General features: G+C 65.0%; 22 protein-coding genes. 5 read left to right on the top strand and 17 right to left on the bottom strand.

The features are described 5' to 3' along the window. The first annotated feature begins 33 nt into the window (after window positions 1-33). Window positions 34-1,038 carry a serine hydrolase domain-containing protein gene (locus AC1D10_RS16870; RefSeq protein WP_477273682.1) on the top strand — a complete coding sequence of 335 codons (1,005 nt, stop codon included), beginning with the start codon at window positions 34-36 and terminating at the stop codon, window positions 1,036-1,038. A gap of 10 nt (window positions 1,039-1,048) precedes the next feature. Beyond that, the gene (locus AC1D10_RS16865; protein ID WP_477273680.1) at window positions 1,049-2,164 is read left to right on the top strand and encodes an anhydro-N-acetylmuramic acid kinase; all 1,116 of its coding nucleotides are present in this window, start codon (window positions 1,049-1,051) and stop codon (window positions 2,162-2,164) included. On the opposite strand, the gene AC1D10_RS16860 is transcribed toward AC1D10_RS16865, so the two are convergent. The 3 genes from AC1D10_RS16860 to AC1D10_RS16850 all read right to left on the bottom strand — a co-directional run bounded on the left by AC1D10_RS16860 (window position 2,165) and on the right by AC1D10_RS16850 (window position 5,873). Continuing rightward, a complete protein-coding gene (locus tag AC1D10_RS16860) occupies window positions 2,165-2,593 on the bottom strand; it encodes a GNAT family N-acetyltransferase (RefSeq protein WP_477273678.1) in 429 nt (142 codons plus the stop codon). Window positions 2,594-2,661: 68 nt separating this feature from the next. Continuing rightward, the gene (locus tag AC1D10_RS16855) at window positions 2,662-4,053 is read right to left on the bottom strand and encodes a sigma-54-dependent transcriptional regulator (RefSeq protein ID WP_477273676.1); all 1,392 of its coding nucleotides are present in this window, start codon (window positions 4,051-4,053) and stop codon (window positions 2,662-2,664) included. Beyond that, window positions 4,050-5,873: a sensor histidine kinase gene (locus AC1D10_RS16850; RefSeq protein ID WP_477273674.1), complete on the bottom strand. Its 1,824-nt coding sequence runs from the start codon at window positions 5,871-5,873 to the stop codon at window positions 4,050-4,052. Before AC1D10_RS16850 ends, AC1D10_RS16855 begins: the two co-directional genes overlap by 4 nt. Window positions 5,874-6,214: 341 nt before the next feature. Here AC1D10_RS16850 and AC1D10_RS16845 point away from each other — a divergent pair, with 341 nt between their 5' ends. Next, on the top strand, window positions 6,215-7,543 hold the full coding sequence (locus AC1D10_RS16845; RefSeq protein WP_477273672.1) for a dicarboxylate/amino acid:cation symporter: 1,329 nt from the start codon (window positions 6,215-6,217) through the stop codon (window positions 7,541-7,543). Between the two features lie 75 nt (window positions 7,544-7,618). Here AC1D10_RS16845 and AC1D10_RS16840 read toward each other — a convergent pair whose 3' ends face one another. The 10 genes from AC1D10_RS16840 to AC1D10_RS16795 are packed head-to-tail and all read right to left on the bottom strand — an operon-like array spanning window position 7,619 to window position 17,132. Then, the gene (locus AC1D10_RS16840; protein ID WP_477273670.1) at window positions 7,619-8,719 is read right to left on the bottom strand and encodes an ABC transporter ATP-binding protein; all 1,101 of its coding nucleotides are present in this window, start codon (window positions 8,717-8,719) and stop codon (window positions 7,619-7,621) included. Beyond that, on the bottom strand, window positions 8,712-9,734 hold the full coding sequence (locus AC1D10_RS16835) for an ROK family protein (protein ID WP_477273668.1): 1,023 nt from the start codon (window positions 9,732-9,734) through the stop codon (window positions 8,712-8,714). Before AC1D10_RS16835 ends, AC1D10_RS16840 begins: the two co-directional genes overlap by 8 nt. Further along, a complete protein-coding gene (locus tag AC1D10_RS16830) occupies window positions 9,731-10,453 on the bottom strand; it encodes a ribulose-phosphate 3-epimerase (protein ID WP_477273666.1) in 723 nt (240 codons plus the stop codon). Before AC1D10_RS16830 ends, AC1D10_RS16835 begins: the two co-directional genes overlap by 4 nt. Beyond that, window positions 10,450-11,283 (bottom strand): alpha/beta fold hydrolase, encoded by an 834-nt coding sequence (locus AC1D10_RS16825; RefSeq protein ID WP_477273664.1) that lies wholly within the window; start codon window positions 11,281-11,283, stop codon window positions 10,450-10,452. The genes AC1D10_RS16830 and AC1D10_RS16825 overlap by 4 nt, the downstream gene beginning before the upstream one ends. After that, on the bottom strand, window positions 11,283-12,101 hold the full coding sequence (locus AC1D10_RS16820; RefSeq protein ID WP_477273662.1) for a sugar phosphate isomerase/epimerase family protein: 819 nt from the start codon (window positions 12,099-12,101) through the stop codon (window positions 11,283-11,285). Before AC1D10_RS16820 ends, AC1D10_RS16825 begins: the two co-directional genes overlap by 1 nt. Further along, window positions 12,101-13,177 carry a Gfo/Idh/MocA family protein gene (locus AC1D10_RS16815; protein WP_477273660.1) on the bottom strand — a complete coding sequence of 359 codons (1,077 nt, stop codon included), beginning with the start codon at window positions 13,175-13,177 and terminating at the stop codon, window positions 12,101-12,103. The genes AC1D10_RS16820 and AC1D10_RS16815 overlap by 1 nt, the downstream gene beginning before the upstream one ends. A gap of 11 nt (window positions 13,178-13,188) precedes the next feature. Continuing rightward, a complete protein-coding gene (locus tag AC1D10_RS16810; RefSeq protein ID WP_477273658.1) occupies window positions 13,189-14,010 on the bottom strand; it encodes a sugar phosphate isomerase/epimerase family protein in 822 nt (273 codons plus the stop codon). A gap of 5 nt (window positions 14,011-14,015) precedes the next feature. After that, entirely contained in the window at window positions 14,016-14,852 is an 837-nt protein-coding gene (locus tag AC1D10_RS16805; protein WP_477273656.1) for a carbohydrate ABC transporter permease, read from the bottom strand. Next, window positions 14,849-15,781 (bottom strand): carbohydrate ABC transporter permease, encoded by a 933-nt coding sequence (locus AC1D10_RS16800; RefSeq protein WP_477273654.1) that lies wholly within the window; start codon window positions 15,779-15,781, stop codon window positions 14,849-14,851. The genes AC1D10_RS16805 and AC1D10_RS16800 overlap by 4 nt, the downstream gene beginning before the upstream one ends. A 4-nt stretch (window positions 15,782-15,785) precedes the next feature. Continuing rightward, window positions 15,786-17,132 (bottom strand): ABC transporter substrate-binding protein, encoded by a 1,347-nt coding sequence (locus AC1D10_RS16795; RefSeq protein WP_477273652.1) that lies wholly within the window; start codon window positions 17,130-17,132, stop codon window positions 15,786-15,788. A gap of 198 nt (window positions 17,133-17,330) precedes the next feature. Here AC1D10_RS16795 and AC1D10_RS16790 point away from each other — a divergent pair, with 198 nt between their 5' ends. Both AC1D10_RS16790 and AC1D10_RS16785 read left to right on the top strand, forming a co-directional pair. Then, a complete protein-coding gene (locus tag AC1D10_RS16790; RefSeq protein ID WP_477273650.1) occupies window positions 17,331-18,467 on the top strand; it encodes a Gfo/Idh/MocA family protein in 1,137 nt (378 codons plus the stop codon). 10 nt (window positions 18,468-18,477) lie between these two features. Next, a complete protein-coding gene (locus AC1D10_RS16785; RefSeq protein ID WP_477273648.1) occupies window positions 18,478-19,422 on the top strand; it encodes an alpha/beta hydrolase in 945 nt (314 codons plus the stop codon). A gap of 10 nt (window positions 19,423-19,432) precedes the next feature. Here the strand turns inward: AC1D10_RS16785 and AC1D10_RS16780 are convergent, their stop codons facing one another. The 4 genes from AC1D10_RS16780 to AC1D10_RS16765 form a co-directional block, all read right to left on the bottom strand. Then, window positions 19,433-20,467 (bottom strand): LacI family DNA-binding transcriptional regulator, encoded by a 1,035-nt coding sequence (locus AC1D10_RS16780; protein ID WP_477273646.1) that lies wholly within the window; start codon window positions 20,465-20,467, stop codon window positions 19,433-19,435. Between the two features lie 189 nt (window positions 20,468-20,656). Then, complete coding sequence (locus tag AC1D10_RS16775) at window positions 20,657-22,183, bottom strand: zinc-binding dehydrogenase (protein WP_477273644.1); 1,527 nt, start codon at window positions 22,181-22,183, stop codon at window positions 20,657-20,659. A 9-nt stretch (window positions 22,184-22,192) separates the two neighbouring features. Continuing rightward, window positions 22,193-22,630: an SRPBCC family protein gene (locus AC1D10_RS16770; RefSeq protein WP_477273642.1), complete on the bottom strand. Its 438-nt coding sequence runs from the start codon at window positions 22,628-22,630 to the stop codon at window positions 22,193-22,195. Window positions 22,631-22,699: 69 nt separating this feature from the next. Next, window positions 22,700-24,886, bottom strand: a complete 2,187-nt coding sequence (locus AC1D10_RS16765; protein WP_477273640.1) for a flotillin domain-containing protein — start codon at window positions 24,884-24,886, stop codon at window positions 22,700-22,702. Window positions 24,887-24,931: the final 45 nt, after the last annotated feature.

Below are 24,931 nucleotides of genomic sequence, written 5' to 3'. Positions count from 1 at the left end.
GACACAGCGCTACTTTTCAGACGGAGCCCGGCATTGAGCGACCTCGCCCAGCTCGTCGACCGCGCCTTCGCACCGTTGGAAGCCGCAGTGGCCGCCGGGCGGATCCCCGGCGGCGTGCTCGGCATTGTCGACAGAAATGGCGAACGCGTAGTCCGATCGGTCGGCTCCGCGCAGTTGGTGCCGAAGCCGCGCCCTATGCACGACCAAACCTGGTTCGACCTGGCGTCCTTGACCAAGGTGATCTTCACGACGCCGCGCATCCTGGCGCTGGCGGAAGACGCTGTTATCGATCTCGATGCGCCGGTGATCTCGGTCCTGCCGGACCTTCGCCAGTATGATCAAGAGGCTTGGGAGCGGAAAGCGACGTTCCGCCAGTGCCTCGGCCACCAGACGCCGTTTCCCGCCGTCGAGCCGATCTACACCTATGGGCGTGACCCCGAACTGCTGCGTGCCTTCATCCTGCAGCGCGAATGGCGCGCCCGCGACCCGGTCTATTCCGACATCAACTTCATCCTGCTCGGCTTTGCGCTTGAGCGGCTGACGGGAAAGACGATCCGGGACATGGATCCCGGCCCCGGTTTTGCTTTCTCCGCCGAACCGGATGCGTCAGCCGCGACCGAGGACTGCACCTGGCGCCATCGCGTGCTGTCCGGCGAGGTCCATGACGACAATTGCTCGGCGCTGCAAGGCGCGGGTCACGCCGGCCTGTTCGGAACGGCCGCTTCCGTCCTCGATTTCGCGCAGGGGCTATTGGATGGCACCGGCGCTTCCGGGCGTTCGATCGCGCTGATGCGAACGCCCTTGTCCGCCACCCGTACCCATGGCTGGGAGCGCCCCTACGAGGGCTGGTCCGGCGGGACGTTGTGCAGTCCGGGAACCATTGGCCACACCGGCTTTACCGGCACGGGACTGTGGATCGACTTCGACAGAGGCAAGGCGTGGACCTTGCTCACCAACCGGATCCATCCGACACGTCATTTCGACAGCGGCATCGCTTCGCTGCGACAGGCGGTCGGCGATCTCGTCAATGGACTTTAGGAGCTAGATGATGGAACCAATCTGGGCCGTCGGCCTGATGACCGGCACCGTGCTTGACGGCAATATCGACGTCGCACTGATCAAGACCGATGGCGAGCGCATCGACGATTTCGGCACCTATCGGCTGATGCCTTACCCGCAATCGATCCGCTCGCTGCTGGAAGAGACGCTGACCGCGGCAAGGGCCTGGAATTTCACCGGACCGGAGCCGGCGATCTTTCGCAAGGCGGAAGAGGCCCTGACACGTGCCCAGTCGGCTGCGGTCAAGGAACTCGTCGAAGGTTATGGCATGACGATAGCCGACATCGGCGTCGTCGGCTTTCATGGCCAGACCGTGCTGCATCGCGCACCACAGGTAAGCCGGCTCGGCCAGACCCGGCAGCTCGGCGATGGCGAACTCATGCATACAATCCTCGGCACCAAGGTCGCCTACGATTTCCGCTCGGCCGACATGCGTGCCGGCGGGCAAGGCGCGCCATTGGCGGCTGCCTATCACACCGCACTGATGCGCAGCGCCGGCGCCAGCGGCGAGGTGGCCGTGCTCAATCTCGGCGGCGTCGCCAACATCACCTGGTGGGATGGCGCCGACAATGTCGTCGCCTTCGACACCGGGCCGGCGAACGCTCCGCTGAACGATTTCATCAAGTCGAAAGGGTTGGGAGAAATGGACCGCGACGGCGCGCTTGGCCGCGCGGGAATGGTCGACGAGGCACGGCTCGCCAGGCTGTTGCAGCATCCTTATCTGACCAAGCCCTATCCGAAATCGCTGGACCGCTTCGACTTCGGCGCCGCGATGGCGGACGGCCTGAATGCCGAGGATGGTGCGGCCCTGCTCACTGCCTTCACCGCCGCAGCTGTCGGCAAGGCGCTCGACCTCTTGCCAAGCCGGCCGAAAACACTCGTGGTCAGCGGCGGCGGCCGCCACAACCCGACGATGATGGCGATGCTGGCCAGCCGCGCCGGTGTCGAGGTGGTGCAGGCCGAAAGCCTTGGCTGGAGCGGCGACGCGGTGGAGGCGGAGTGTTTTGCCTTCCTCGCGGTTCGCGTGCTGAGGGGCCTGCCGATCAGCTTCCCGAGCACGACTGGCGCGCCGCAGCCGATGCGCGGCGGACGCCTTGCGGGCTGATCAAGCTGGCGACAGCGTCTTCTGCAGGAAGATGCGGCTGCGGCCGACAGGGAAATCGGCAAGCGTGCCGAAGGGCCGATAGCCCTGGCGCTGATAGACCTTGGCGGCATTGGGATTGAAGGTATCGATCCAGGCATTCCGACAGCCGCGCCCCACGGCTTCCTGTTCGGCCGCGTCCAGCATGCTGCCGGCCATGTGCTGGCCGCGCAGTCGTTCATCGACCCACAGCCACTGCACATAGAGCCAGCCCCAGGCGGTGTAGCCGGAGATGCCCGCGACGACCGCGCCATGCTCGTCGCGCACGAACACAGCCAGGGCCTTCCTTTCGGACGCGCCGACATCGCCGTCGTTGAACGCCGTCAAGCGTTCGGCGAGAAAGGTGAGGTCTTCCGGCAAGGGATTTGCCGTCGATTCTAGTGTCGTGTTCATGGCTTTTTCCGAGATGTGCAGTTGGATACGAACGACGCGTTACGAAAAGGCGTTGCCCCGCGCAATGTCTATATCTGGCTCCGAACAGGGTGCGGATCCGGATCGCCACCATTGCGAAACTCGGATGCGGCAATGCCGTAGCGCTTGAGCTTGTCGTAGAAGGTCTTGCGCGGCACGCCGAGCGCGTCGATGGCGCTGCGCACATCACCACCGTGATCGCGCAACGCGTCGCGGATGAGTTGCGCCTCGTAGCGGCCGACCCGTTCGGGCAGTGAGGCCTCAAGCTCCGGCAAGTGCGCGTGAACCGCCCTCGTGTCGTCATCCGGACCAAGACCAAGCGCGACGCGATCAGCAAAATGCGCAAGTTCGCGCACATTGCCCGGCCAGGCATGCGACTGGAGATGGTCGCTGACAGCAGCGTTCACCTTTGCGACCGGCCGGCCGAACCGTTCCGAGGCCTTGCCGAGGAAATGGCCGAACAGCATCGGGATGTCACTGCGCCGTTCCCGCAGCGGCGGGATGCGCAACGTCACCACATTGAGGCGAAAATAGAGATCCTCGCGAAAATCGCCGCGCAGATCCTGTCGGCCGAGATCGACCTTGGTCGCCGCGACGACTCTCAGGTCGACACGCCGGGTCTCGTTCGAGCCAAGCGGGGTGACGCTGCGCGTTTCGAGCACGCGCAGCAGCTTGACCTGGAGGGCCGGCGGCATGGATTCGATCTCGTCGAGAAACAGCGTGCCGCCGCTGGAATGCTCGATGCGGCCGATCCGTCGCCGCTGCGCGCCGGTGAACGCGCCGGCCTCGTGACCGAACAGCTCGCTTTCTATGACGGTCTCCGGCAGGGCACCGCAATTCAGCGCCACAAGGGGCTTGGCGCAACGCCGGCCCCATTTGTGCAGGAGGTCCGCCACCACTTCCTTGCCGGTCCCCGTCTCCCCTTCCACCAGCACATCGACATCCATGTCGGCGATCTGGCGCAAGGTCTCACGCAGCCGTCTGATGGCGGGCGCCTCGCCGATCAGCGGCAGACCGTCGGCAGCCTGCGCCGCGGCCTCGCGCAACCGCCGGTTCTCCATCACCAGCCGCCGCTTCTCCGAAGCCCGTCTCAACGCCTCGACGAGGCGATCGCCGGCATAGGGTTTCGGGATGAAATCGTAGACGCCATCCTTGAGCGCGGCCACCGCGAGATCGACGTCGCCATGCCCGGTGACCAGGATCACCGGTATGTCTGGGTCGATCGCCTTGATGCGATCGAACAGCTGCAGCCCGTTCATGCCCGGCATGCGGATGTCGCTGACGACCACGCCCTCGAAATTCCTGTCGACGACAGCAAGCGCGGCCTCGGCGGCGTCGAGCGCAACCACCCTGAAGCCGGCCAGCTCAAGCAGTTGCGTGGTGGCGTGAAGCAGATCCGCATCGTCGTCGACGAGCGCCACCAGCCCTGATGCCTCTGTCATTCGATTCGCCTCAAGTCGATGGTGAAGGATGCGCCGCCGGTGCTGCCGGAGGCGCTGGCGCTGCCGGGATCGAGACGCAGCGTGCCGCCCAATTCCTGGGCGATCTCCTGCGAGATCACCAGCCCGAGGCCAAGCCCCTTCTCCTTGGTGGTCTGGAACGGCATGAACAGATTTCCGGCCGCCTCCGGACCGAGGCCGGGGCCGTTGTCGCGCACCGAAATCAGCACCCTGTCGTCGCGCTCGGCGATATCGATCTCGACACGGGGATCTGGCTGGTCCTTCATCGCGTCCAGCGCGTTCTGCAAGAGGTTGACGAGGATCTGCTCGAGCCGGATGCGGCTGGCCATGACCACCGGCGAGGCTGTGCCGCGCGGCTTGACGATGGTCACGCCGGAATCGCGGATGCGGCCGGACAAAAGCGAAAGCGCGCCGTCGATCGCCTCGCGCACCGGCAATGGCGAGGCGGCGACGCCCGGCCGGCGGGCGAAGGTGCGCAAGGTGCTGGTGATCGCGCCGATGCGTTCGGTCATTGAAATGATCGATGTCAGATTGCCGGTGGCCGGCTCGGTCTTGCCAGTGTCGAGAAAGCGGCCCGCATTCTCGGCATAGGTCCGGATGGCGGCGACCGGCTGGTTGATCTCATGCGCCACGCCGGCGGCGATCTGGCCGAGGATGGAAAGCCGGTTGGCCTGGGCGAGATCATCACGCAGCCGGCGCACCTTGGCTTCGGCATTCTCGCGCTCGGCGATTTCCCCGGCGAGTGCTGTGTTGGAACGCGTCAGCTCTGCCGTGCGCGTGCTGACCCGGCTCTCCAGTTCGGCATTCATGCGCGCCAACGCCTCCTGCCTCAGCCGGCGGGCGCGCCGGCGCCGGGTGAGCACGAAGGCAATCAGGCCCATAAGCAGCAATCCGAGCAGCGTGGTCAGTCGCGCCGTGTTGGCAGCGGACGACAGGGCAGCGTCGGCGGGGGTGAGCAGCCACAGACGCCAGCCGGGCACCGCGCCGGGCAGGTCCTGCACCACTTCGACGAACTGGCGCGGCTTTCCAGAACTGTCGATCGTCGCCAGGCCGTCGCCAGCGCCACGCCGCAGAGGCAGCGGTTCGAAGCCGGCATCGGCCAGCTGAAGCTGTTCGTGGGCAATTGCGGCGTCCTGCGTAGAGAGAGGCGCCAGGGCACGAAACCGCCATTCTGGCTGACTGGTGGCCAGCACCACGCCGCGTTCGTCGGTGACGAAAACAAGAAAGCCGCTGGAGCGCCAATTGGTCTCGACGCGATCCAGTTCGACCTTCAGGACAGCAACGCCAAGCGGCTTGGCGCCATCGTCGACGCGGCTCGCGAGGTAAAGACCCGGCCGGCCGCTGATCGTGCCGAGGCCATATTGGCTGGCGGCGCCGTCGGCCATTGCCTCCTTGAAATAGTGACGAAAATTATAGTCGATGCCGACAAAGCTCGTCGGCTCGCCGGCGTTGCTGGCGGCGATCGCAATGCCGGCTGTGTCGATGACGTAGATGGCGGACGCCGATGCATCGCCGGCAATCGCCTTGAGCTTGTCGTTGAGCGCCGCCTCTTCCATCTTTCCGGCCCGGCGCAGCGCGCCGCGCACGGCATCGTCGCGGGCCAGCACCAATGGAACCAGGCGCTGCTTTTCGATTTCGCCGGTCAGGGTTCCCGCCGCCAGCGGCAAGGCGGCAAGTGCTGTGTCGCGCAGATTGTCGGCCGCCTGGCCGGATGCGATGCGCCCGGCAATGGCGATCGCACCTGCCAGAATCGCCAGGGCGACAAGCACGACAAGCCAGCGGCCATCGCGCAGCCGGGCCACCGCCTCGCGCAGCAGTTCACGGCCGGCAAATCCAGTGGATCCGCTATCGGTGCCTGCTTGCGACGTCTGCCCTCTCCCTCTTTCCTCGCGGCCCCTTTTCTTCGCGGCCTTGCGGCCAGTGTAATGCGAAATTCCGCCCAGGCAAACGTTGCCTGTGCGGAAATCCGCACAGGCATTTGCCGAAAAGCACCGGACAACCGCCGAAATCCCGGGATTCCGGCCTTTCACCGATCTGGCACAGCGCTTGCAAAAGTCCTTGCAGCGGCGTGCGACCGGAGCGCCGCGATGGGAGAAGTCACGCAGGGCGGTGCATTTCCGCCCCATCCGGCAGGGAGAGTTCGATGCACATCGCAGACCAATCAGGCGCGCTCGCCGCGCAGCGCAAGCCTTTCTATGCCCAACTCTACGTGCAGGTGCTCGTCGCGATCACCGTCGGCATCCTGCTCGGTCACTTCTATCCGTCGGTCGGCGAGAGCATGAAGCCGCTCGGCGACGCCTTCATCAAGCTGGTCAAGATGATCATCGCCCCGGTCATCTTCCTGACCGTGGCGACCGGCATCGCCGGCATGAGCGATCTGCAAAAGGTCGGGCGTGTCGCCGGCAAGGCGATGCTCTACTTCCTCACCTTCTCGACGCTGGCTCTCATCATCGGCCTTGTCGTGGCCAATGTCGTGCAGCCGGGTGCCGGCTTCAACATCGATCCGGCGACGCTCGACGCCTCGACCGTCAACACCTACGCCGCCAAGGCGCATGATCAGTCGGTCACCGGGTTCTTGATGAACATCATCCCGTCGACCATCGTCGGCGCCTTCGCCGACGGCGACATCCTGCAGGTGCTGTTCTTCTCGGTGCTGTTCGGCATTTCGCTGGCGCTGGTCGGCGACAAGGGCACCCCCGTCCTCAATTTCCTGCAGGCGCTGACGACGCCGATCTTCAAGCTGGTCAGCGTGCTGATGAAGGCAGCCCCTATCGGTGCCTTCGGCGCCATGGCGTTCACCATCGGCAAATACGGCATCGGCGCGGTCATCAACCTCGCCATGCTGGTCGGCACCTTCTACGTGACGTCGCTGCTGTTCGTGTTCGTCGTGCTGGGCGCCGTCTGCCGCTACAATGGTTTCTCCATCCTGTCGCTGATCCGCTACATCAAGGAAGAGCTGCTGCTCGTCCTGGGAACCTCCTCGTCGGAAGCCGCCCTGCCCTCGCTGATGGAAAAGATGGAGAAGGCCGGCGCCAAGCGCTCGGTGGTCGGCCTGGTCATCCCGACCGGCTATTCCTTCAACCTCGACGGCACCAACATCTACATGACGCTGGCGGCGCTGTTCATCGCGCAGGCGACGAACACCCATCTGTCGATCGGCGACCAGATCCTGCTGCTGCTGGTTGCCATGCTTTCCTCCAAGGGTGCCGCCGGCATCACCGGGGCCGGATTCATCACCCTTGCCGCGACGCTGTCGGTCGTTCCGGCGGTGCCGGTCGCCGGCATGGCGCTGATCCTCGGCGTCGACCGCTTCATGTCGGAATGCCGGGCGCTGACCAACTTCGTCGGCAACGCCGTCGCCACGCTGGTGGTGGCACGCTGGGAAGGCGAACTCGACGAAGCCAAGCTGGCCAGGGCACTGGCGGGCACGGCCGACGACAGCCTGCCTGCTGATATCGTTCCCGCCGAGTAAACGGCGCGCGTCAATGCCAAACCAACGGCCGGAGGCTCACAGCCTCCGGCCGTTGCCGTTCAGGTCACGACGATGTCAGGCGGTGCCGGTTTTGCCCAGAGGTGCCAGCGCCTTGCCGTCGGCGGCGAAGAGATGGCAGCGGGAGGGGTCGGCCTGCATGGCGATGGGGCTGTGCAGCGGCGTCGTATCGATGCCCTCGGTCTGCACGACCAGCCTTGTCTTCTCGCCGATGTCGGCATGCAGGATGGTCAGGCCGCCAAGCCGCTCGGCCAGCACTGCCTCGCCCTTGAACTGGCCGGCATTGGCGATGCGGATATGCTCCGGCCGGATGCCGAGCAGCAGCTCGCTGTTTTGTGCAAGCGCGCCCGCCTCGACCGGAACGACCAGGCTGGATCCGCCCGGCAGGGCGACGGCAACGCCATCCCTGTTGGCTGAGAGAACCCGCACCGGCAGCATGTTCATCTTCGGCGAACCGATGAAGCCGGCGACGAAGACATTGGCTGGCCTGGCATAGAGGTCGAGCGGTGTTCCGACCTGCTCGATGGTGCCGCCATTGAGGACGACGATCTTGTCGGCCATGGTCATGGCCTCGGTCTGGTCGTGGGTGACGTAGACGATGGTGGCGGCGAGCCGTTCATGCAGTTGCATCAGCTCCAGCCGCATGTTGACGCGCAGTGCGGCGTCTAGGTTCGACAGCGGTTCGTCGAACAGGAAGACCTTGGGCTGGCGCACGATCGCGCGGCCGATGGCGACGCGCTGGCGCTGGCCGCCGGACAGCTCCTTCGGCCGCCGCTCGAGCAGATGCGACAGCTGCAGCACCTCGGCCGCCGCCTTGACCTTGGCGTCGCGTTCGGTCACCGGCAGGCCGGCAATCTTCAGCGCAAAGCCCATATTCTCGGCGACCGTCATGTGCGGATAGAGCGCATAGGACTGGAAAACCATGGCGAGGCCGCGCTCGGAGGGATCGACGTCGTTGATGCGAGCACCGTCAAGCATCAACTCGCCGGAGGTGATCTTCTCGAGGCCGGCGATCATGCGCAGCAGCGTCGACTTACCGCAGCCGGACGGGCCGACGAAGACGACGAACTCGCGGTCGCCGACATCGAGGTCGACGCCCTTGATCACCTCCGCATTGCCATAGGACTTGCGCACGCCGCGCAGCTTGAGCTCAGCCATTGAAGTCCCTCCTCGTGTCCGGAAATGTGCTTGGGCCTACCGGCATGCGTGCCGCCAACGTACCGCCATCATCGAACAGGACAAGGCTGGCCGCGCCGACCAGCCCAGCGTGGCGGCCGAGCTGGGCCTGAACGACCGGAACGTCGCGATAGGCTCGCATGGCCCGCTGCCTGATGGTCGCCTCGATGGCAGGCGCCATGAGGTCGAGGCCATTGGCAATGCCGCCGCCAACGACCAGGACGTCGGGCGAATAGAGATGCAGCAGATTGGTGAAGCCGATGCCCAGCCAGCGTGCTTCCTCGTCAAGCAGGGCCAAGGCAAGGTCATCCTGCAGCCGCGCCGCTTCGACCACGTGACGGCCTGTCACGTCACCGTTGTCCGAGAGGCGCCGTAGCGTCGAGCCATCCGATGGAGCTGTCGCGGCATTGGCGCGGCGGCCAAGTGCCGTGCCCGAGGCGATGGCCTCGAAGCAGCCGACGACGCCGCACACGCAACGCTCGCCTTCATTGGTGATGGTCATGTGGCCGATCTCGGCGGCGAGGCCGCGGCGGCCATGCAGGATGCGCCCATCGACGACGACACCGCCGCCGATGCCGGTGGAAACTGTGACGAAGACCAGCGAGCGGGCGCCATGACCGGCGCCGAAGCGCCATTCGCCGAGTGCCGCCGCGTTGGCGTCGTTTTCCAGCCGCACCGGCAGGCCGAGCCGCCGCTCGAGGATATCGGCAAGCGGCACGTCGAGCCAGCCGGCGAGCGTCGGCGGTCCGACGGCGATGCCGGCCAGCGGATCGAGCGGCCCGGGTGCGCCGACGCCGACGCCGAGGATTGAGAGCGCCGGTGCCTCGGCATGCACCGTCGCGGCCAGCGCCTCGATCTGGCCGATCACCACATCCGGGCCAGCCTGCGCCTGCGTCGGCACCGCGGCGAACGCCAGAATCTTGCCGTCGCGGTCGACCAGGGCGGCACGAAGCTCGGTGCCGCCAAGATCGATCGCTAGAGCGGCTTCGTTGCTCATGCCGCGACCTTCAGGCCATGCAGCCAGCCGATGCGGCCGGCCAGATCCTTGTCGCCAAACGCGAGCGAACCGAGAACCACGGTCTCCGCTCCTGCGGCACGCAGCAACGGCACGGTCTCGTGGCGGATGCCACCATCGGCGGCAAGAACCACGGCCGCCTCGCGGCCGGCCTCTCTCAGGATGGTGCGGGCAGCGCCGAGCCTGTCACAAGCCTTGTCGGACAGGCTCTGGCCCTTGACGCCGATTGCCGTTCCAAGAAGCGTGACGAAAGCGACCTCGGAGATGAAAGGCGCCACCGTCTCGACCGGCGTCTCCAGCCTGAGCACGACGCCGGCCTCGGCACCGAGTTCCCGCGCCAGCCGAACGGCGCGCAATCCCGCCTCGCCGTTCTCGGCATGGACGCTGATCATGTCGGCGCCGGCCTCGATGAACTGGCGCGTCTGCGCCTCGACTATCTCCGCATCGACCATCAGATGGACATGGATGGGTTTGGCCGTCAGCCTGGCAATGCGGGCGACGAGATCGGGAAAGAACAAGAAGGACGGCGCGAAATGACCGTCCGCCACATCGATGTGGTGAAGATCGACATAGGGCTCGATGCGCTTCAGGTCGCTCTCGAAATTGACGAGGTCGGCGGACCACAGCGAGAATTCAGCGATCATGCGATCGCGCGGCAGTGCGGCGATGGCGGCCGGGCCAGAGAGAGGTTTCGAGATCATGACTGGTCCTGGTTGTTGAAATTTGCATCGAGGAAGCCCGCGATAGCCGCGCGGACCTCGGCGAAATGGCGATCCTTGTCGGTGGCCTTCGGCGTCACCTCGCTGAAGACCGCGTCGGGGATGGTTTCGGCAAGCTCCTGGGCGGTCGCCAGCGGATGGACGAGATCGATGCCGCTGCCGACGACGAGCGTCGGGATCGCGATGGCGGCGGCCGCTGCCCGCGTGACGCCGGGCCCATCGTTTGCGATCGCCTGCATCACCTCGGCGAAGACAGTCGCATTCTCGCGCTCGAAGAAGCCGAGCAGGGAAGCAAGATTGTCCGGCGCTTCCCTGCGAAAGCGGTCCGCTGTCGCGGAGGTTGCAAAGACGTTGCGCGCCTCGTCCAGCGGACGGTCGCGGATGAGCTCCGCGGCTTCGGCGTAAGGGTGCATGTTTTGCGGCGACGCATCGAACGCCCAGGCAGGGCGCACAAGCACGATACCGGTGACACGATCCGGGTGCCGGGCGGCAAGCTGCAACGCAATTGCCGCCCCCATAGAGATGCCGCCGGCGACGAAACGGTCGAGCCCGGCCGCGTCGGCGGCGGCCAGCACGTCGTCGGCAAACATGGCGATCGAAAAGGGCCGCCTGCCGCCGGCGCCAGAGCCGCCTTGTGCGCGACACTCGAGGGTCAGCCGGCGATAGGACGGGTTGTCGGGAAAGTTCTGCGCCACCTGGGTGGCATCGCCGCCGAGACCATGCTGGAAAACGACGGGAAGCCTGCCCTGCCCCGTATCGAAGACACGAAGTGATGCATCGTCGCGAAGCATGATCGTTGGCGCAGCACCCATCAGAGGAGCTTCCGCAGGAAGGCGGCGACGCCAGGAGCTTCGTCGGCGGACAGCCCGTGGGTGACGAGCGGCCCGTCGAAGCCGGCCGCCTTCAGCCGGCCGACGAAATCCGGGAAGTCGACGATGCCTTGCCCGGCGGTGGCAAAGCGGCCGTCACCATGGCGATCCTTGGCATGTGCCATGGCGACATGGCCGGCCGCCTCGTCGATCGCGGCGGCGACGACGGCGCGCGCTTCGTCAGGCGTCGCGTGCTCGAACAGGTTTGCCGGATCAAGAACGATCTTCAGATGCCGCGACCCCATCTCGGCGATCAGCCGGGTCGCATCCCTCGCCGAGGTGACGATGTTGGCTTGCTCGGGCTCGATGCCGAGATCGACGCCGGCGGCTTCGGCCAGCGCCAGCGCCTTCTCCATCTCGGTGGCCATGTCGGACCAGGCGGCCTGAGTAGCATTTTCCGGATGGTACGCCCATTGATCGGTGGCGTTGCGCGAGCCGGTGCAGAGCGTGACCAGGGGAATATCCAGGATGGCAGCCGCCTCGATGACGACGGCGAGGCGCCTGAGGCCGTCGTCGCGGACGGCCTTGTCGGGATGCGCCATGTTGTAGGTGCCCGATAGCGCTGCGAGTGAAACAGCGGCCGATTGCGCGGCGGCATGGATCGCCGCGACGGCGTTCGCCGGCACGACATCCGGCATCGACGGCAGGCCGGCGCAAGCGAGATTGAACTGCGTGGTCTCATAGCCCGCATGCCGCACGGCCGCCAGCACGGCGGCCGGCTCGGTGCCGGCAAATGTCTTGGCGAAAATGCCGAGACGCATCAGACCGCCCCCGAAACCGAGGCGAGTTCCACCCGCTCGCCGGTCTCCACCGAGCGGGCAATGGCGACCATGGCGCGGATCGACGCGATGCCATCCTCGACATTGGCGCCGCGCATCGGCGCGCCGTCCAGCACCGTTTCGGCAAGACCTTCGAGCTGGCGGCGGAAGAAGTGGCCATCGGCGCCGAGTGGCTTATGGGCGGTGGCGGTCTTCTCGTGAAAGATCTCGACTTCGCTGGCGCGGAAGTACCAGGGGTTAAAGGTCTTGGCGATGACGGAGCCGTTCTCGCCGTAGAGCTGGAAACCTTCGTGCCAGTCCATCCGTACGGCGACGGTGAGATCGAGATGGCCGAGCGCGCCGCTGGCGAACTCGGTCTCGACGAACCAGCAATAGGCGCCGAAACGCTCGTTGAGGCGGGCGCGCACGGCGACGATATCGCCGCACAGGAAGCGCGCCGTGTCGACGAGATGCGAGCCGTGCGCCAGCATGAAATACTGCCTGAGATCGGCCTTCGGATTGCCGCTCGGTTTCCTCGCCAGTTTGCTGGTGACGGGCAGCGGCTGGATGGCATCGGTGTTGGTGTAGCGATGGGTGGAATCGCAGTACCACGCCTTCAGCGCCAGCACGTCGCCGATCTCGTCGCGGACGAAGTCGCGCGCCGCCTGCAGCGCCGGGTCGAAGCGCTTCATATGGCCGACCTGCAGCACCTTGCCCGAGCGCCTGACCGCCGCGGCGAGCGCCTCGCCTTCCTCGACTGAGGTGCCGATCGGCTTTTCGCACAAGACATGCTTGCCGGCATCGAGCGCCTTGATCGACATCGGGACGTGATAGGCGTCCGACGTGGCGACGATCACCGCCTCCAGCTCCGGATCGGCGAGCATCGCTTCATAGTCGGCATACATTTTCCGCGGCTCGTAGGTGGCACCCATGCGGGCGAGCAGGTCGGGTGCCGCATCGCAGATGGCGTAGAGGTCGGCATTGCTGGCCTTCACGCAGGATTGCAGATGCGCGAACTGCGCGATGGGGCCGCAGCCGAGCACGCCGACCCTGAGGCGTCTGTCCTGTTTCTTGATCATCGTCTCGTTCTTTAGGCGCCGTAAGAGCGCATTGTCTGGCGGTTGGTCTTGACCGCGCCGGCGGGATCGGCGGCGGCCGTGTCGGACTCCTCTTCGAGCACCAGCCAGCCGGTGAAGTGCGGCGCCGTGCCGGCGATCTCGATGACCGCCGGGGTGTCGCAGACGCCCTTGCCGAGCATCGCCCATGTGCCCTTGGCGTCGACATCCTTGAGGTGAATGTAGCGGATGCGATCGCGGTAGGTGCGTAGCGTGTCTGAAATGTCCTTGTGACCGCGCAGGATGTGGCCGGTATCCGGCACCCAGCCGACAAGGTCGGGGTCGAGCAAGGCAAAGATCGCGTCGTAGTCGGCGCGGTCGAACAGCAGCGTGTTGTGGTGCGAACTCGGATGCACGGCGACGTCGACACCGGCCTTGCGGCCGATCTCGGCGGCGCGGTTGTAGAATTCGGCAGCGATCGCGAACTTGTCGGTGCGAGGGCCCTCGGAAACGACTGTCGCCGAACCGATCGAGACCAGCGCGCCGGGAAAGTTCGCGGCAAAGCCTGTCCAGCGCCGGGCGGCTTCGAGGTCACTTTCCAGCGCCTCCTTCAGCGTGAAACCGCTCTTCGAGCCAAAGGCGAAGGAGACGAGGGCGAGATCCCGGGCGCCGAGCGCGGTAGCGAATTCGACGGGCTTGTCGGCATAGCGGCCGATCATGGTGTCGGTGATTTCGATGCCAGCGTAGCCGCCATCCTCTATCGCTTTCAACAGGTCATCGGGGCCGCCGGTCCAGGCCTTGCCCAGCATTTCCCAGGTGAAGGTCTGGCAGCCGACCTTGAGCTTCGTTTTCGTCATGTCGTTCATTCCTTGACGCCGCCCTGGGTCAGGCCTTCGATGATGTGACGCTGGAAGAACAGCACCAGAAGGATCAAGGGCACGGTCACGACGGCGGAGGCCGCGGCGATATCGCCCCAGGGGACGTAATAGAGGTTGGTGAAGTTGGCGATGCCGACCGGGATCGTCTGCCGGTCGATGTTGGAGGTGAAGGCGAGCGCGAACAGGAATTCGTTCCACGCGGTGATGAAGGCAAGCAGGCCGGTGGTCACCAGGCTCGGCAGCGACATCGGCAGGATGATGCGCCAGAGCAGGCCGGGCACGCTGACGCCGTCCATGCGCGCCGCCTCGTCGATCTCGCGCGGCAGCGTCTCGAAATAACCGAACAGCACCCAGGTCACCAGTGGCAGGCCGAGCGCCAGGTAGGTGATGATCAGCGCCGTGTAGGTGTCGAGCAGACCGAGATTGGTGGCGACCAGATAGAGCGGTCCGACGAGCGCGATCTGCGGGAACATCGATACAGAAAGGATGACCATGAGGATGCCGAAGCGGCCCTTGATGTTGAGCCGCGACAGTGCGAAGGCGGCCAGCGAACCGACGAACAGGCACAGGAAGGTCGTCGCCAGCGAGACCACGAGCGAGTTCCAGACATAGCGGTGAAGCTGTTTCTCGACGAAGGCGTTGTAGTAGTGCTCCAGCGTGAAGGGATGTGGGATCAGCGACGGCGAGCCTGACGTCAATGCCTTGTCGAGCTGGAACGAGGTCGAGAACTGCCAGATGAACGGACCGCCCGACCAGACGAGGATCAGCAAGGCGCCGAGATAGATGATGACTGTCTGCAGCGGCGAGCGCGTGTCGTTCATTGCGCTCTCCTGATCTGGCGGATGAGGTACAGGCAGAACACCAGCGCGATGATGCCCTCGGTGACAAACATCGCCGTCGAAACGGCCGAGCCGTAGCCGAACTGCAACGTCGAGAAGAGCACCTTGTAGGACAGCGTCGACAGCGTTTCGGTTGAATCGGCCGGGCCGCCGCCAGTCAGCACATAGACGAGATCGAAGACGCGGAAGGCATCGAGCGCGCGAAACAGACCGGCGATCAGCAAGGTCGGCATCAGGAGCGGCAGACGGATGTACCAGAAGGTAATCCAGCCCTTGGCGCCATCCATGCGCGCCGCCTCGATCAGTGAATTGGGCACGGTCTGCAACCCGGTCAGAAGCAGCAGCGCCATGAACGGCGTCGTCTTCCAGACATCGGCGATGATGATGGTGATCATCGCCGTGTCGGTGGAGCCGTACCAGTTGACATTCTGGTCGATCAGGCCGGCATGCAGAAGGATGTAGTTGACGATGCCGTTCTGGCCGTCGAACAGCCAGCCGAACATCTTGGAGGTCACGACGGTGGGCATCGCCCACGGCACCAGCATGGCCGCGCGGACGAGGCCGCGCCCCTTGAAGGCTTCGCACAGGATGAGCGCCATGCCGAGCCCGATCACCGTCTCCAGCACGGTCGAGGCGGCGGTGAACCACATCGTGTGCCACCAGGCATTCCAGAACTGCGGGTCGCCCCACAGTTCCACGTAGTTGGAGAAGCCGGTGAAATCCTGTTCCTGCGTGATCAGCGAGGTGTTGGTGAGCGAGAGGTAGAGCCCGTTGACGATCGGGTAGAAGGAAACCGACGCCAGCGACACGAAGGCCGGCGTCAGCAGCAGCAAGGCCCACAAGGCGCCCGGAAGCGCCTTGCCAGAGCGCCGCGGCCGGCCGATGCCAGGAATGGTGGCCGCCGCGGACATTGGTTCAGCCTACGATCTTGTTGATTTGCGCCGCCGTCGCGTCCATCTCGGCCTGGACGTTGCCCGAGACCAGCGCCTTGGAGATGCCGGACTGCAAGGCCAGCGTCACTTTCGCGTATTCGGGCGTGATCGGCCGCGCCGTGGCGCCGGTGAACACTTTCTCGAGGCTGGCCATGAATGGCTGTTCCTTCTTGATCTGTGCGTCCTGGAACAGCGCCGGCCGCGTTGGTGCGAGGCCGAAGTTCAGTGCGATGCGGTGCTGGGTCTCGGTCGACGATAGCCAGGTCAAGAGTTCGATCGCGGCTTCGCGCTGCTTCGAGTTGGCATTGACGCCCAGCTGGTAGCCGCCGAGGCAGGCCGAGCTCTTGCCGCCGGGGAACGACGGCAGCGGCGCGACACCGACCTTGTCGACCACCTGGGAAGCCTTGGCGTCCTGGGCGATCGGATAGACATAGGACCAGTTGCGCATGAACAACCCCTTGCCCGAGGTGAAGGGCTGACGCGACGGTTCCTCATCCCAGGATAGCACATCCTGCGGGCTGATCTTGTTGGTGGCGATCGTGTCGTGCAGGAACTGGATCGCCTCCACCGCGCCCTTCTCATTAATCAGCGACGACTTGCCGTCGGGCGCCAAGATGGCGCCGTTGTTGGAGGTGATGATCTCGACCGCGTCGCAGACCAGAACCTCTGCCTGCTTGCCCTGCCAGAGATAGCCGAAATCGATATCGCCGGCCTTCTGCGCGGCGGCGGCAATGGTTGCCATATCGGCCCAGGTTTCCGGAACCTTGCCGCCATGCTTTTCCAGCACATCCTTGCGGTAATAGAACATGCCCGAATCCATGAACCAGGGAAGGGCGGTAAGCTTGCCGCCATAGGTACAGGCGTTGAGGGTTCCGGTGAAGTATGCGCTGCGCTTGTCGGCCGGGAAATACTCGTCCAGAGGCAGCGCCCATCCGGCGGCGGCAAAGCCGGCGATCCAGATCACGTCCTGGCTGAAGACGTCAGGCGTGCCGGTGCGGCGGGCGAGCTGCTGGACCAGACCCTGGTAGACCTCGGTCGAGGAGCTCGGCGGCGGCAGTTCGATGTTCTTGACCAGGATACGGTCCTGCGATTCGTTGAAAGCCTTGATCAGGTCGCCGAAGGTCTCCTTGCCGAAGAAGGCGGCGCTGGCAAACGAGATTTCGGCCCGGCTCTGTGCCCGAGCCCGGCCAATGCCGAGCGAGGTTCCCGCTCCGAGCGCCGCCGCGCCGAGAAGGCCGGCGGAACCGATGAGAAATTGCCGGCGATCGGCAATGGTGACATGCCCAATCGACTTGGAGCCGCTGCGCGGCCCCTTCCTTGACTCGTTCATTTGTAGTCCTCCCAGAGTTGACGGCAGCCATTCCCGCCCGTCCAACTTCACACATGATTTATAAAAAATTGTCGCGCGTCAAGAATTAAACTGCATAATGGTGCATCAATGTGCTCATGACGTGTGCGAAGTATCGCCACGTGGACGAAGAATCGCCGATCCGGCATGGAGAATGACGGACGGCGGCCGACTGGAGGAATGATGGAAAAGCTTGGTGTAGGGGTCATAGGCTGCGGCAACATCGCCATGACCTACATGCGCAACGCAGCACTTTTTGGCGGCGTGGAGTTGAAGGCCTGCGCCGACATCTCGGCGGACGCGGCCGCCCTGCGGGCGCGGGAATACGGCATCCGGGCCATGGGCGTCGATGCCCTGCTTGCCGATCCCGAAATCGGCCTCGTTCTCAACCTCACCATCCCCGCTGTGCATTTCGACGTCACGATGTCGGCGCTTTCGGCCGGCAAGCACGTCTTCACCGAAAAGCCGCTCGCCACTTCGGCTGCCGACGGGCAGCTTCTGGTCAGCGAGGCGAGGTCGCGCGGCCTGCTGCTCGGCTCGGCGCCCGACTCTTTCCTGGGTGCCGCCGGTCGCCGGGCGCGCCGACTGATGGACGCCGGCGCCATCGGCCGACCGGTCACCGGCACCGCCTTCATGATGGGCCGCGGCATGGAGCACTGGCACCCCAATCCGCAATTCTACTACCAGCCAGGCGGTGGCCCGGTGTTCGACATGGGCCCCTACTATCTGACCATGCTGGTCAACCTGCTCGGTCCGGTCGAGCGCGTCATGGCGATGGCGACGCGTGGCCAGGAGGAACGGCTGATCACCGCCGACGGGCCGTTCAAGAACACCACATTCAAGGTCGGCACGCCGACCAACGTGCTGTCGCTGCTTGAATTCCGCTCAGGCGCGACGGTCACTTTCGGCGCCTCGTGGGATGTCTTCCGCCACTCCAACCACCCGATCGAACTACACGGCACCGAAGGCTCGCTGCGCCTGCCCGATCCCGATACGTTCGGCGGCACCGTGTCGCTGTCCGAACGCGGCGCCGACTGGAAGGATTTCGCCAGCGAAGGCGACCTCTATGGCGCCCGCAACTGGCCTTATGCGGCGCCCGATCGCGCCAATTACCGCATGCTTGGCGTCGCCGATCTGGTGCGCTCGCTTCAAACCGGCAACGCGCCACGCGCCTCAGGCACCCTCGCCCTGCACATGCTGGAAATCATGGAGGCTGTCCTGCGTTCCGGGGAGAGCCGGGGCTCGGTCGCGGTCGCGGGGGATGTCACCCAGCCTGCCCTGCTGACAGAGGAAGAGGCGAGCGACCTGCTGGCCTGAGGATATGACGATGACGCTTGACCAGGATGCGCTGCGCGTCCTCGAAATCGGCCGTACGGCCGGTGGCGAGCCGTTCGAGACCGGCAGCGTGGCGGCGGCGCGCGCCGCCTACAATGCTTCGTTCCCGACGCTACAAGGCGAGCAGGAGCCGACCGCTGCGACCTCGGAATTGCAGATCGACGGGCCGAACGGGCTCCTGACGATCCGCGTCCATCGCGGCATCAGTGCGCCGCAAAGCGGAGCCCCGGCGCTGCTCTATCTGCATGGCGGCGGCTGGGTCGTCGGCAATCTCGATTCGCATGACGAGATCTGCCGCTGGCTGGCCAATCTCGGTGGCGCCGTCATTGTCTGTCCCGACTATCGCCTGGCACCGGACCACAAATTTCCCGCTGGGCTGGAGGATTGTCTGGCGGCACTGCGCTTCATGGCGGAGAACGCCGCCGAGCCCGGCATCGACCCGTCCCGCCTCGGCGTTGCCGGCGACAGCGCCGGCGGCAATCTCGCCGCCGTGCTGGCGCTGCTTGCCCGCGATGGCCTGGCGCCGTCGCTTGCCGCGCAGATCCTGATCTATCCGAACACCGATGCGCGGCAGATGGCCAACAGCTACCAACGCTTCGGCGACGGCTTCGGGCTTACGGCAACAACCATGGCCTGGTTCCGCGACCACTATGTGCGAACGCCGGACGACATCGTCGACTGGCGCGTCTCGCCTTTGCTGGCGCCCGATCTCGCCGGCGTAGCGCCGGCTTTCGTAGCACTTGCCGGCTGCGACATCCTTGCCGACGAAGGCGCGGCCTATGCAGCGCGGCTGCAAGCCGCAGGCGTCCCGCTGATCTTGCGGCGATGGCCGGGTCAGATCCATGGTTTCGTCTCGATGGGACGCCATACCCTCGCCGCGCGGCAAGCGGTTGCCGAGGCGGTGGCGGCCTGGCGCCGATTCGAGAAGGGTCGCTGACGGTGGCTGCTCAGGCCGACTGACGCATCACCAGGGTCGCGCCGAGCTTGACCGTGCGCGCCAAGTCCTTCTTTGGCGGGTTGGCCTCGTCCAGCAGGGCCAGAAGGATCTCGACGCTGCGGCCGGCCATGGCGGCGAAATCCTGCGCCATGGTGGTCAGTGCCGGACAAGTGTAGCGGCTCAATGGATGATCGTCATGCGCGGCAACACGCAGATCGCTGTCGGGCTTGCGGCCGATCTTCAGTCCGCGCGAGAACGCGGCCGCCATCACGCCAAAGGCGAGACGATCGTTGGCGCACAGGATCGTGCGGCCGGGCAGACCGCCAACATCGAGCGTCCTTTCCATCCATTCATGGCCGATGCGCTCGAAGTCCCAGGTATAGTCACGCGCCGCGTCGATGACGACAGGTTCCAAACCGGCGGCTTGCATCGTCGCGATGTAGCTTTGCAACCGCTCGCCCGAATTGTGGTTGACATGCGGAATGTCGACATAGACAGGCGGTTCTCCGGACCGGTTGAGATAGTCGACCATGGTCGACGTGCTCTGGTGGTTGTCGTTACCGACGAAAGGCGTGTCGTCCTCGATATAGGTGTCGAAATAGACGATCGGAATGTCCTGTCCGAGTTTGTCGAAAACACTCCGATCGGAGGCCAGGCCCAGCGGAGCGATGATCGCGCCGGCGACCTTCAGTGACAGCAGCGTCCTGACCGACTCCGCCTCCAGCTTCTGCGAGCCATGCGAGGAAATGACGATCGGCCAATAGCCCTCGTCGCGGCAGCGAAATTCAATGCGGCTGACCATCTCGGCATAGAACGGATCGGTGATCGTCGGCACGACGATGCCGATGTTGCGCGTGCGTTTGCGGTTGAGATTGCGGGCGAAAAGGTTTGGCTGATAGTCCGAGGAACGCAACGCCGCTTCGATGCGGGCGCGTGTCCCCGGCTTGACGCTCGCCGGATCGTCAAAATATTTCGACAGCGTCGGCCGGGACACACCACATGCCCGGGCGAAGTCATCCATCGTGCGGTGCGTCTTCTCCGCCATCGACTTCCCGATCCTCTTGCAGCGATCGCCGACCGAAACGATCGGCTGTCACCAGTCATGCGGCCCTTGTCCGGGAGCGGCAATGCTTGGCCGAACTTACCCAGTCAAATTTTCACAGTTTCCAATACAACGCAAAAACATTACGAGCGTCAAATTCTTTATTGACACCCCGAAATTGGTGACCCTCAATCAAGGCTGCGGCAGCAGAACCAAGGCTCCCGTCGTGCGGCGGGATTCCAGATCGCGGTGCGCGTCGGCGGCGTTGGCAAGATCGTAATGCGTCGGCGATTCAACCCTGACGATGCCTTGGCGAAGTGCGCCGAAAAACCTGGTGACGTGTGGCGTGAGCTTTTCCGGCGTGTCGGTGTAGTGGGCGTAGTTGGGCCGCGAAATGGTCAGCGACTTGGTGGCGAAGCGGCCGATGTCCCAATTGCCGACCGGCCCCGAGGCCTGGCCGAAACTGACGAGATGGCCGCGCACGGCAAGGGCCGCAATCGAACCGGCAAAGGTGTCGTTGCCGACCGCGTCGTAAGCGATATCGGCACCGGCGCCATTGGTCAGCCGCATGACGGCTTCAGCGAAATTCTCGCGGGAATAGACAATGACGTTGTGCGCGCCAAGGCGCTCGACGATACGCGCCTTTTCGTCGTTGGACACTGTCGCGATCACCGTCGCGCCGAGGTGGCGCGCCCATTGCACCAGCAACTGGCCGATGCCGCCTGCCGCCGCATGAATGAGAACGATGTCGCCGCGCTTCACGACATGGACATCGTGCAACAGAAAACTGGCGGAAACCCCCTTGAGCAGGCCGGCGGCAGCGATCTCGTCCGAAATATCGTCGGAGAGACGGATCAGCAATTCGGGCGCCATGTTGCGCCGCTCACAATAGGCGCCAACCGGAGGACAGGCGTAGGCGACGCGGTCGCCGACGGCGAAGCCAGACACCGCAGAGCCAACCTGTTCGATAACGCCGGCTGCCTCCATGCCCGGCACGCCAGGCGGCTGCAACAGATCGAAAAAACCGGTGCGGCAATAGACATCGATGAAATTGACGCCGATCACCGTGTGGCGGATCCGGACCTCGTTCGGCGCTGGCGGCGGCAGGCCGATTTCCTTCAGCTGCAACTCCTCCGGTCCGCCGTAGCGCTCGACGACGATCGCCCCGGTTGTCGCGGCCTGGCCCGGAGCAGGCGTTGACGTGCCACGCGGCAGGCTTGCCGACCGTATCGGCGCGGCAACCGCCCGAGGCGATCTCGCATCGACCGGCGAGCCGACATTTCTGCGCCGCAGGAGATCGCGCACGGCGGCGAAGCCAGCCTGATAGATGCCTTCGGTGACCAACCTGACCAGCTCGTCGCGACGATGCGCGGGCGGGCTGAACTCGGAACGCCATTCCCAGAAGGTCGCGTTCCCGTCGGTCACCGGCTTCAGCCGCACCGAGGCGACATAGCCCATCAGCGGCAGCGGCGCTTCGAGCAGGCAATAGCTGAGCCTTCGGTCCTTGTCGGACAGCGCCAGCAATTGTTCGCGCAACTCGCCGCCGTCGGCGAGCCGGAAGTGACGCACCGAGCCTACCGCATCGACCGGCTCACCGCCCTCGATCTCACTGAAGGAAATTGCCGGGTGCCAGCGGTCATGGCCGTTGAAATCGCGCAGGATCGCCCAGACTTCGTCGATCGGTGCGTCGATGATCGTGCTCTGGCAAACCCTGACCATTGGCTGATGTCAGCGCCCGAACCGGTGTTTCAACGCGGTCAAGGCCGTCTGGAACACGCCGGTGCCGATCTGGTGCATAAGGGCCGCCTCGCGATCAGGCGCACAGTCGAACTCCGCTTGCCATTCGGCGAGCGTCAAATTGCCATCGGTGATCGGCGTCAGCGACAGGGTGGCGACATAGTTCTCTACCCCCATCGGGCTTTCCAGGATGGCGTAGCTGCAGGACAAATCGTAATCCGACAGCGCCAGCAGCCTTTCGCGAATGCGCCCGCCATCCCTGAGCGTGAAACTTCTGATGCAGCCGATCTGGTCGGCTTGTGCGTTCTGCTCGATGCGGCTCTCGGCAACGAACGGCGCCCAGCCCGGCAAACCATTGAAGTTGCGCACGACCTTCCAGACGTCCGCCGCCGGCGCGGGGATGACCGAGGAGACGTAGACCTTGGTCATGTCAGGCAGCCGCCGGCATCATCGAGGAACCGTCTGGCGCAACGCATCTGCAAACGCACGATCATCTGGTCAGTGGTCGCGGTCGTCATCGTCGTCCTTGGCGGCCTTGCCTTTGCCCTTCTTGTCGCGGGTCAGGCTCGCAATGTCCTTGGCGTCGCGCAGCACGTCGGTCATGCGGCCGAGCGAGCCGCCCTCGATGCCGATCTCCTTCATCAGATTGTCGATCATCGGCGCCTGCACGCGGTAGCGCAGCGCCGAGTCGATGACTTCGTCGGTGACGTTGCGGTTGCTGCCCTGGCCGCCGTTGATGCCGTCGACATGCAGGATCTTGATGCCTTCGATCTTCTCCATCGGCTTGACGCTTTCACGGATGATGCCCTCCATGTGGTCGAGAAGCTTGCCGCGCAGGCGCCCTGCCCGCGCGCCTTCGGAAAGGATGTTCTCGGCCTCGTTGAGCTGACGATGACCGGCCGCGTCGACCTCGTAGCGCTGGGCCGCGGCAAGGGCGTGGATCTTCTCAGACTCGGCCGAGGCCACGGCTGCGATTTTCTGCGCTTCAGCGAGGCTCTTCGCCGCCTTCATCTCGGCATCCGCGGCTGAGACTATGCGCAGGGCGTCACGCTCGGCTTCGCGTTGCGCGCCGATCAGATCGGTCAGCTTGCGGCGCTCGGCGATCTCGCGCTCACGGGCCGTGAAGGCCTGTTCCTCGGCCTGGATGGCCTTGGCGCGAACCGCTTCGGAAGCCGCGATCGCCGACGAACGCTCCTGCGTCTTCTTGGCGACGTCGATGGCCTTCTGGATTTCGGCAATCTCGATCGTCTGGTCGCGATCGACGCCAAGCTGGCGAATGTCGCGATCCTTGATCAGGCGCGCTTCCTCGATGCCGCGCTCGGTGGTGATGCGGGCGCGCTCGACCTCTTCGCCGGCTGAAATCTCGGCCTCCTCGAAGGCCTGGCGCTTGGCGATCTGCAGCGCTTCGAGATGCCGCTCCCGTTCAATCCGCACCTCGTCGACGACACGCTCCTGCGCGATCCGCGCCGTCTCGGTCGCCTGGTTCTCGACGATCTCGGCGCGGCGCTTTTCCGCCTCTGCCCTGGTCACCTCAAGCGCCTTTTCGGCGAGCGCTATCTGGCGCTCCAGTTCGGCGACCTCAAGCCGCTTCCTGCGCTCGATCTCGAGCTGGCTTTGCGTGCCCTCTCGCTCGATCCGGGCCTTCTCCAGCGACAGTTCGAGCGCGATCTGCTCGCGCTCGGTCAGCTCGCGCATCTTCATCTCGGTCTCGTCGAGCGAACGGCGGCGCGCGATCTCGCGGCGCTGCGTGTCTTCCTCGCTCTTGATGCGCTCCTCGGTGATGCTGCGCTCCTGGTTGAGACGCGATTTCTCGACGGCTTCGCGCGACGAAAGCTGTGCCTGCTCGGATTCCTGGTCGCGCAGCGCGCGATCGATGGCGAGCTCGGAGCGTTGCGCGGCACGGCGGATCTCGACTTCGCGCTCCTGTTCGAGGCGCGCATATTCGCTGTCGCGGTCGATCTCCAGCACCTTGCGCTGGGTGTCGAGATTCTGGTTGCGGATGTCGACCAGCGTGCGCTGCTCGATCTCGTTGCGCATCCGGCGGCGGGTCTCGATCGATTCCGTCAGTTGCGTCAGGCCTTCGGCATCGAAAGCGTTGGACGGATCGAAATATTCAAGGCTGGTCTGGTCGAGATCGACGATGGCGACGCTCTCCAGCTCAAGCCCGTTGGCGGCGAGCGATTCCGAGGCGAGGCTGCGCACCTTCGCGGCATAGTCGCCGCGCAGTTCGTGCATCTCTTCCAGCGTCATCTGGGCCGCGACGGTGCGCAGGGCGCCGGCAAACTTGCCCTCCAGCAGTTCGCGCAAACTGTCGGGCTGCAGCGTACGGCGGCCAAGCGTCTGCGCGGCAGCGGCGACCAGTTCGCGGCTGGCGCCGACACGGACGAAGAACTCGGCGATCAGGTCGACGCGCATGCGGTTTTTGGTGATCAGCGCAAAACCATCCTCGCGGCGCACCTCGATGCGCAGCACATTCATGTTGACCGGGGTGATCTCGTGCAGCACAGGAATGACGAAGGCGCCGCCATTCACCACCACCTTCTCGCCCATGAAGCCGGTGCGCACGAACGCCGTCTCCTTGGTCGAGCGGCGATAGAGCCAGCGCAAGATGTAGACGGCGATCACCACGACGACTGCGGCAATGATCAGCCACAACAGGAAAGCGCCAAAGGTTTGCGCGTCCATGATCTATCCTCCCCAAGACAATACGGTCGGCACGGGGCGACCGGC

The organism is Mesorhizobium sp. P2_A8 (assembly GCF_056404935.1).
Note: the sequence above shows the minus strand (reverse complement) of the source record. Positions and strands in the feature narration are given on the sequence as shown.

Excerpts from the sequence above, each read along its gene's own strand:
- AC1D10_RS16775 (WP_477273644.1), bottom strand. The coding sequence starts at position 22,183 with ATGGTCAGGGTTTGCCAGAGCACGATCATCGACGCACCGATCGACGAA.
- AC1D10_RS16855 (WP_477273676.1), bottom strand. The coding sequence starts at position 4,053 with ATGACAGAGGCATCAGGGCTGGTGGCGCTCGTCGACGACGATGCGGAT.
- AC1D10_RS16790 (WP_477273650.1), top strand. The coding sequence starts at position 17,331 with ATGATGGAAAAGCTTGGTGTAGGGGTCATAGGCTGCGGCAACATCGCC.
- AC1D10_RS16800 (WP_477273654.1), bottom strand. The coding sequence starts at position 15,781 with ATGTCCGCGGCGGCCACCATTCCTGGCATCGGCCGGCCGCGGCGCTCT.
- AC1D10_RS16825 (WP_477273664.1), bottom strand. The coding sequence starts at position 11,283 with ATGGGTGCTGCGCCAACGATCATGCTTCGCGACGATGCATCACTTCGT.
- AC1D10_RS16845 (WP_477273672.1), top strand. The coding sequence starts at position 6,215 with ATGCACATCGCAGACCAATCAGGCGCGCTCGCCGCGCAGCGCAAGCCT.
- AC1D10_RS16780 (WP_477273646.1), bottom strand. The coding sequence starts at position 20,467 with ATGGCGGAGAAGACGCACCGCACGATGGATGACTTCGCCCGGGCATGT.
- AC1D10_RS16820 (WP_477273662.1), bottom strand. The coding sequence starts at position 12,101 with ATGCGTCTCGGCATTTTCGCCAAGACATTTGCCGGCACCGAGCCGGCC.
- AC1D10_RS16835 (WP_477273668.1), bottom strand. The coding sequence starts at position 9,734 with ATGAGCAACGAAGCCGCTCTAGCGATCGATCTTGGCGGCACCGAGCTT.
- AC1D10_RS16810 (WP_477273658.1), bottom strand. The coding sequence starts at position 14,010 with ATGACGAAAACGAAGCTCAAGGTCGGCTGCCAGACCTTCACCTGGGAA.
- AC1D10_RS16865 (WP_477273680.1), top strand. The coding sequence starts at position 1,049 with ATGGAACCAATCTGGGCCGTCGGCCTGATGACCGGCACCGTGCTTGAC.
- AC1D10_RS16805 (WP_477273656.1), bottom strand. The coding sequence starts at position 14,852 with ATGAACGACACGCGCTCGCCGCTGCAGACAGTCATCATCTATCTCGGC.
- AC1D10_RS16840 (WP_477273670.1), bottom strand. The coding sequence starts at position 8,719 with ATGGCTGAGCTCAAGCTGCGCGGCGTGCGCAAGTCCTATGGCAATGCG.
- AC1D10_RS16860 (WP_477273678.1), bottom strand. The coding sequence starts at position 2,593 with ATGAACACGACACTAGAATCGACGGCAAATCCCTTGCCGGAAGACCTC.
- AC1D10_RS16785 (WP_477273648.1), top strand. The coding sequence starts at position 18,478 with ATGACGCTTGACCAGGATGCGCTGCGCGTCCTCGAAATCGGCCGTACG.
- AC1D10_RS16815 (WP_477273660.1), bottom strand. The coding sequence starts at position 13,177 with ATGATCAAGAAACAGGACAGACGCCTCAGGGTCGGCGTGCTCGGCTGC.
- AC1D10_RS16795 (WP_477273652.1), bottom strand. The coding sequence starts at position 17,132 with ATGAACGAGTCAAGGAAGGGGCCGCGCAGCGGCTCCAAGTCGATTGGG.
- AC1D10_RS16830 (WP_477273666.1), bottom strand. The coding sequence starts at position 10,453 with ATGATCTCGAAACCTCTCTCTGGCCCGGCCGCCATCGCCGCACTGCCG.
- AC1D10_RS16765 (WP_477273640.1), bottom strand. The coding sequence starts at position 24,886 with ATGGACGCGCAAACCTTTGGCGCTTTCCTGTTGTGGCTGATCATTGCC.
- AC1D10_RS16770 (WP_477273642.1), bottom strand. The coding sequence starts at position 22,630 with ATGACCAAGGTCTACGTCTCCTCGGTCATCCCCGCGCCGGCGGCGGAC.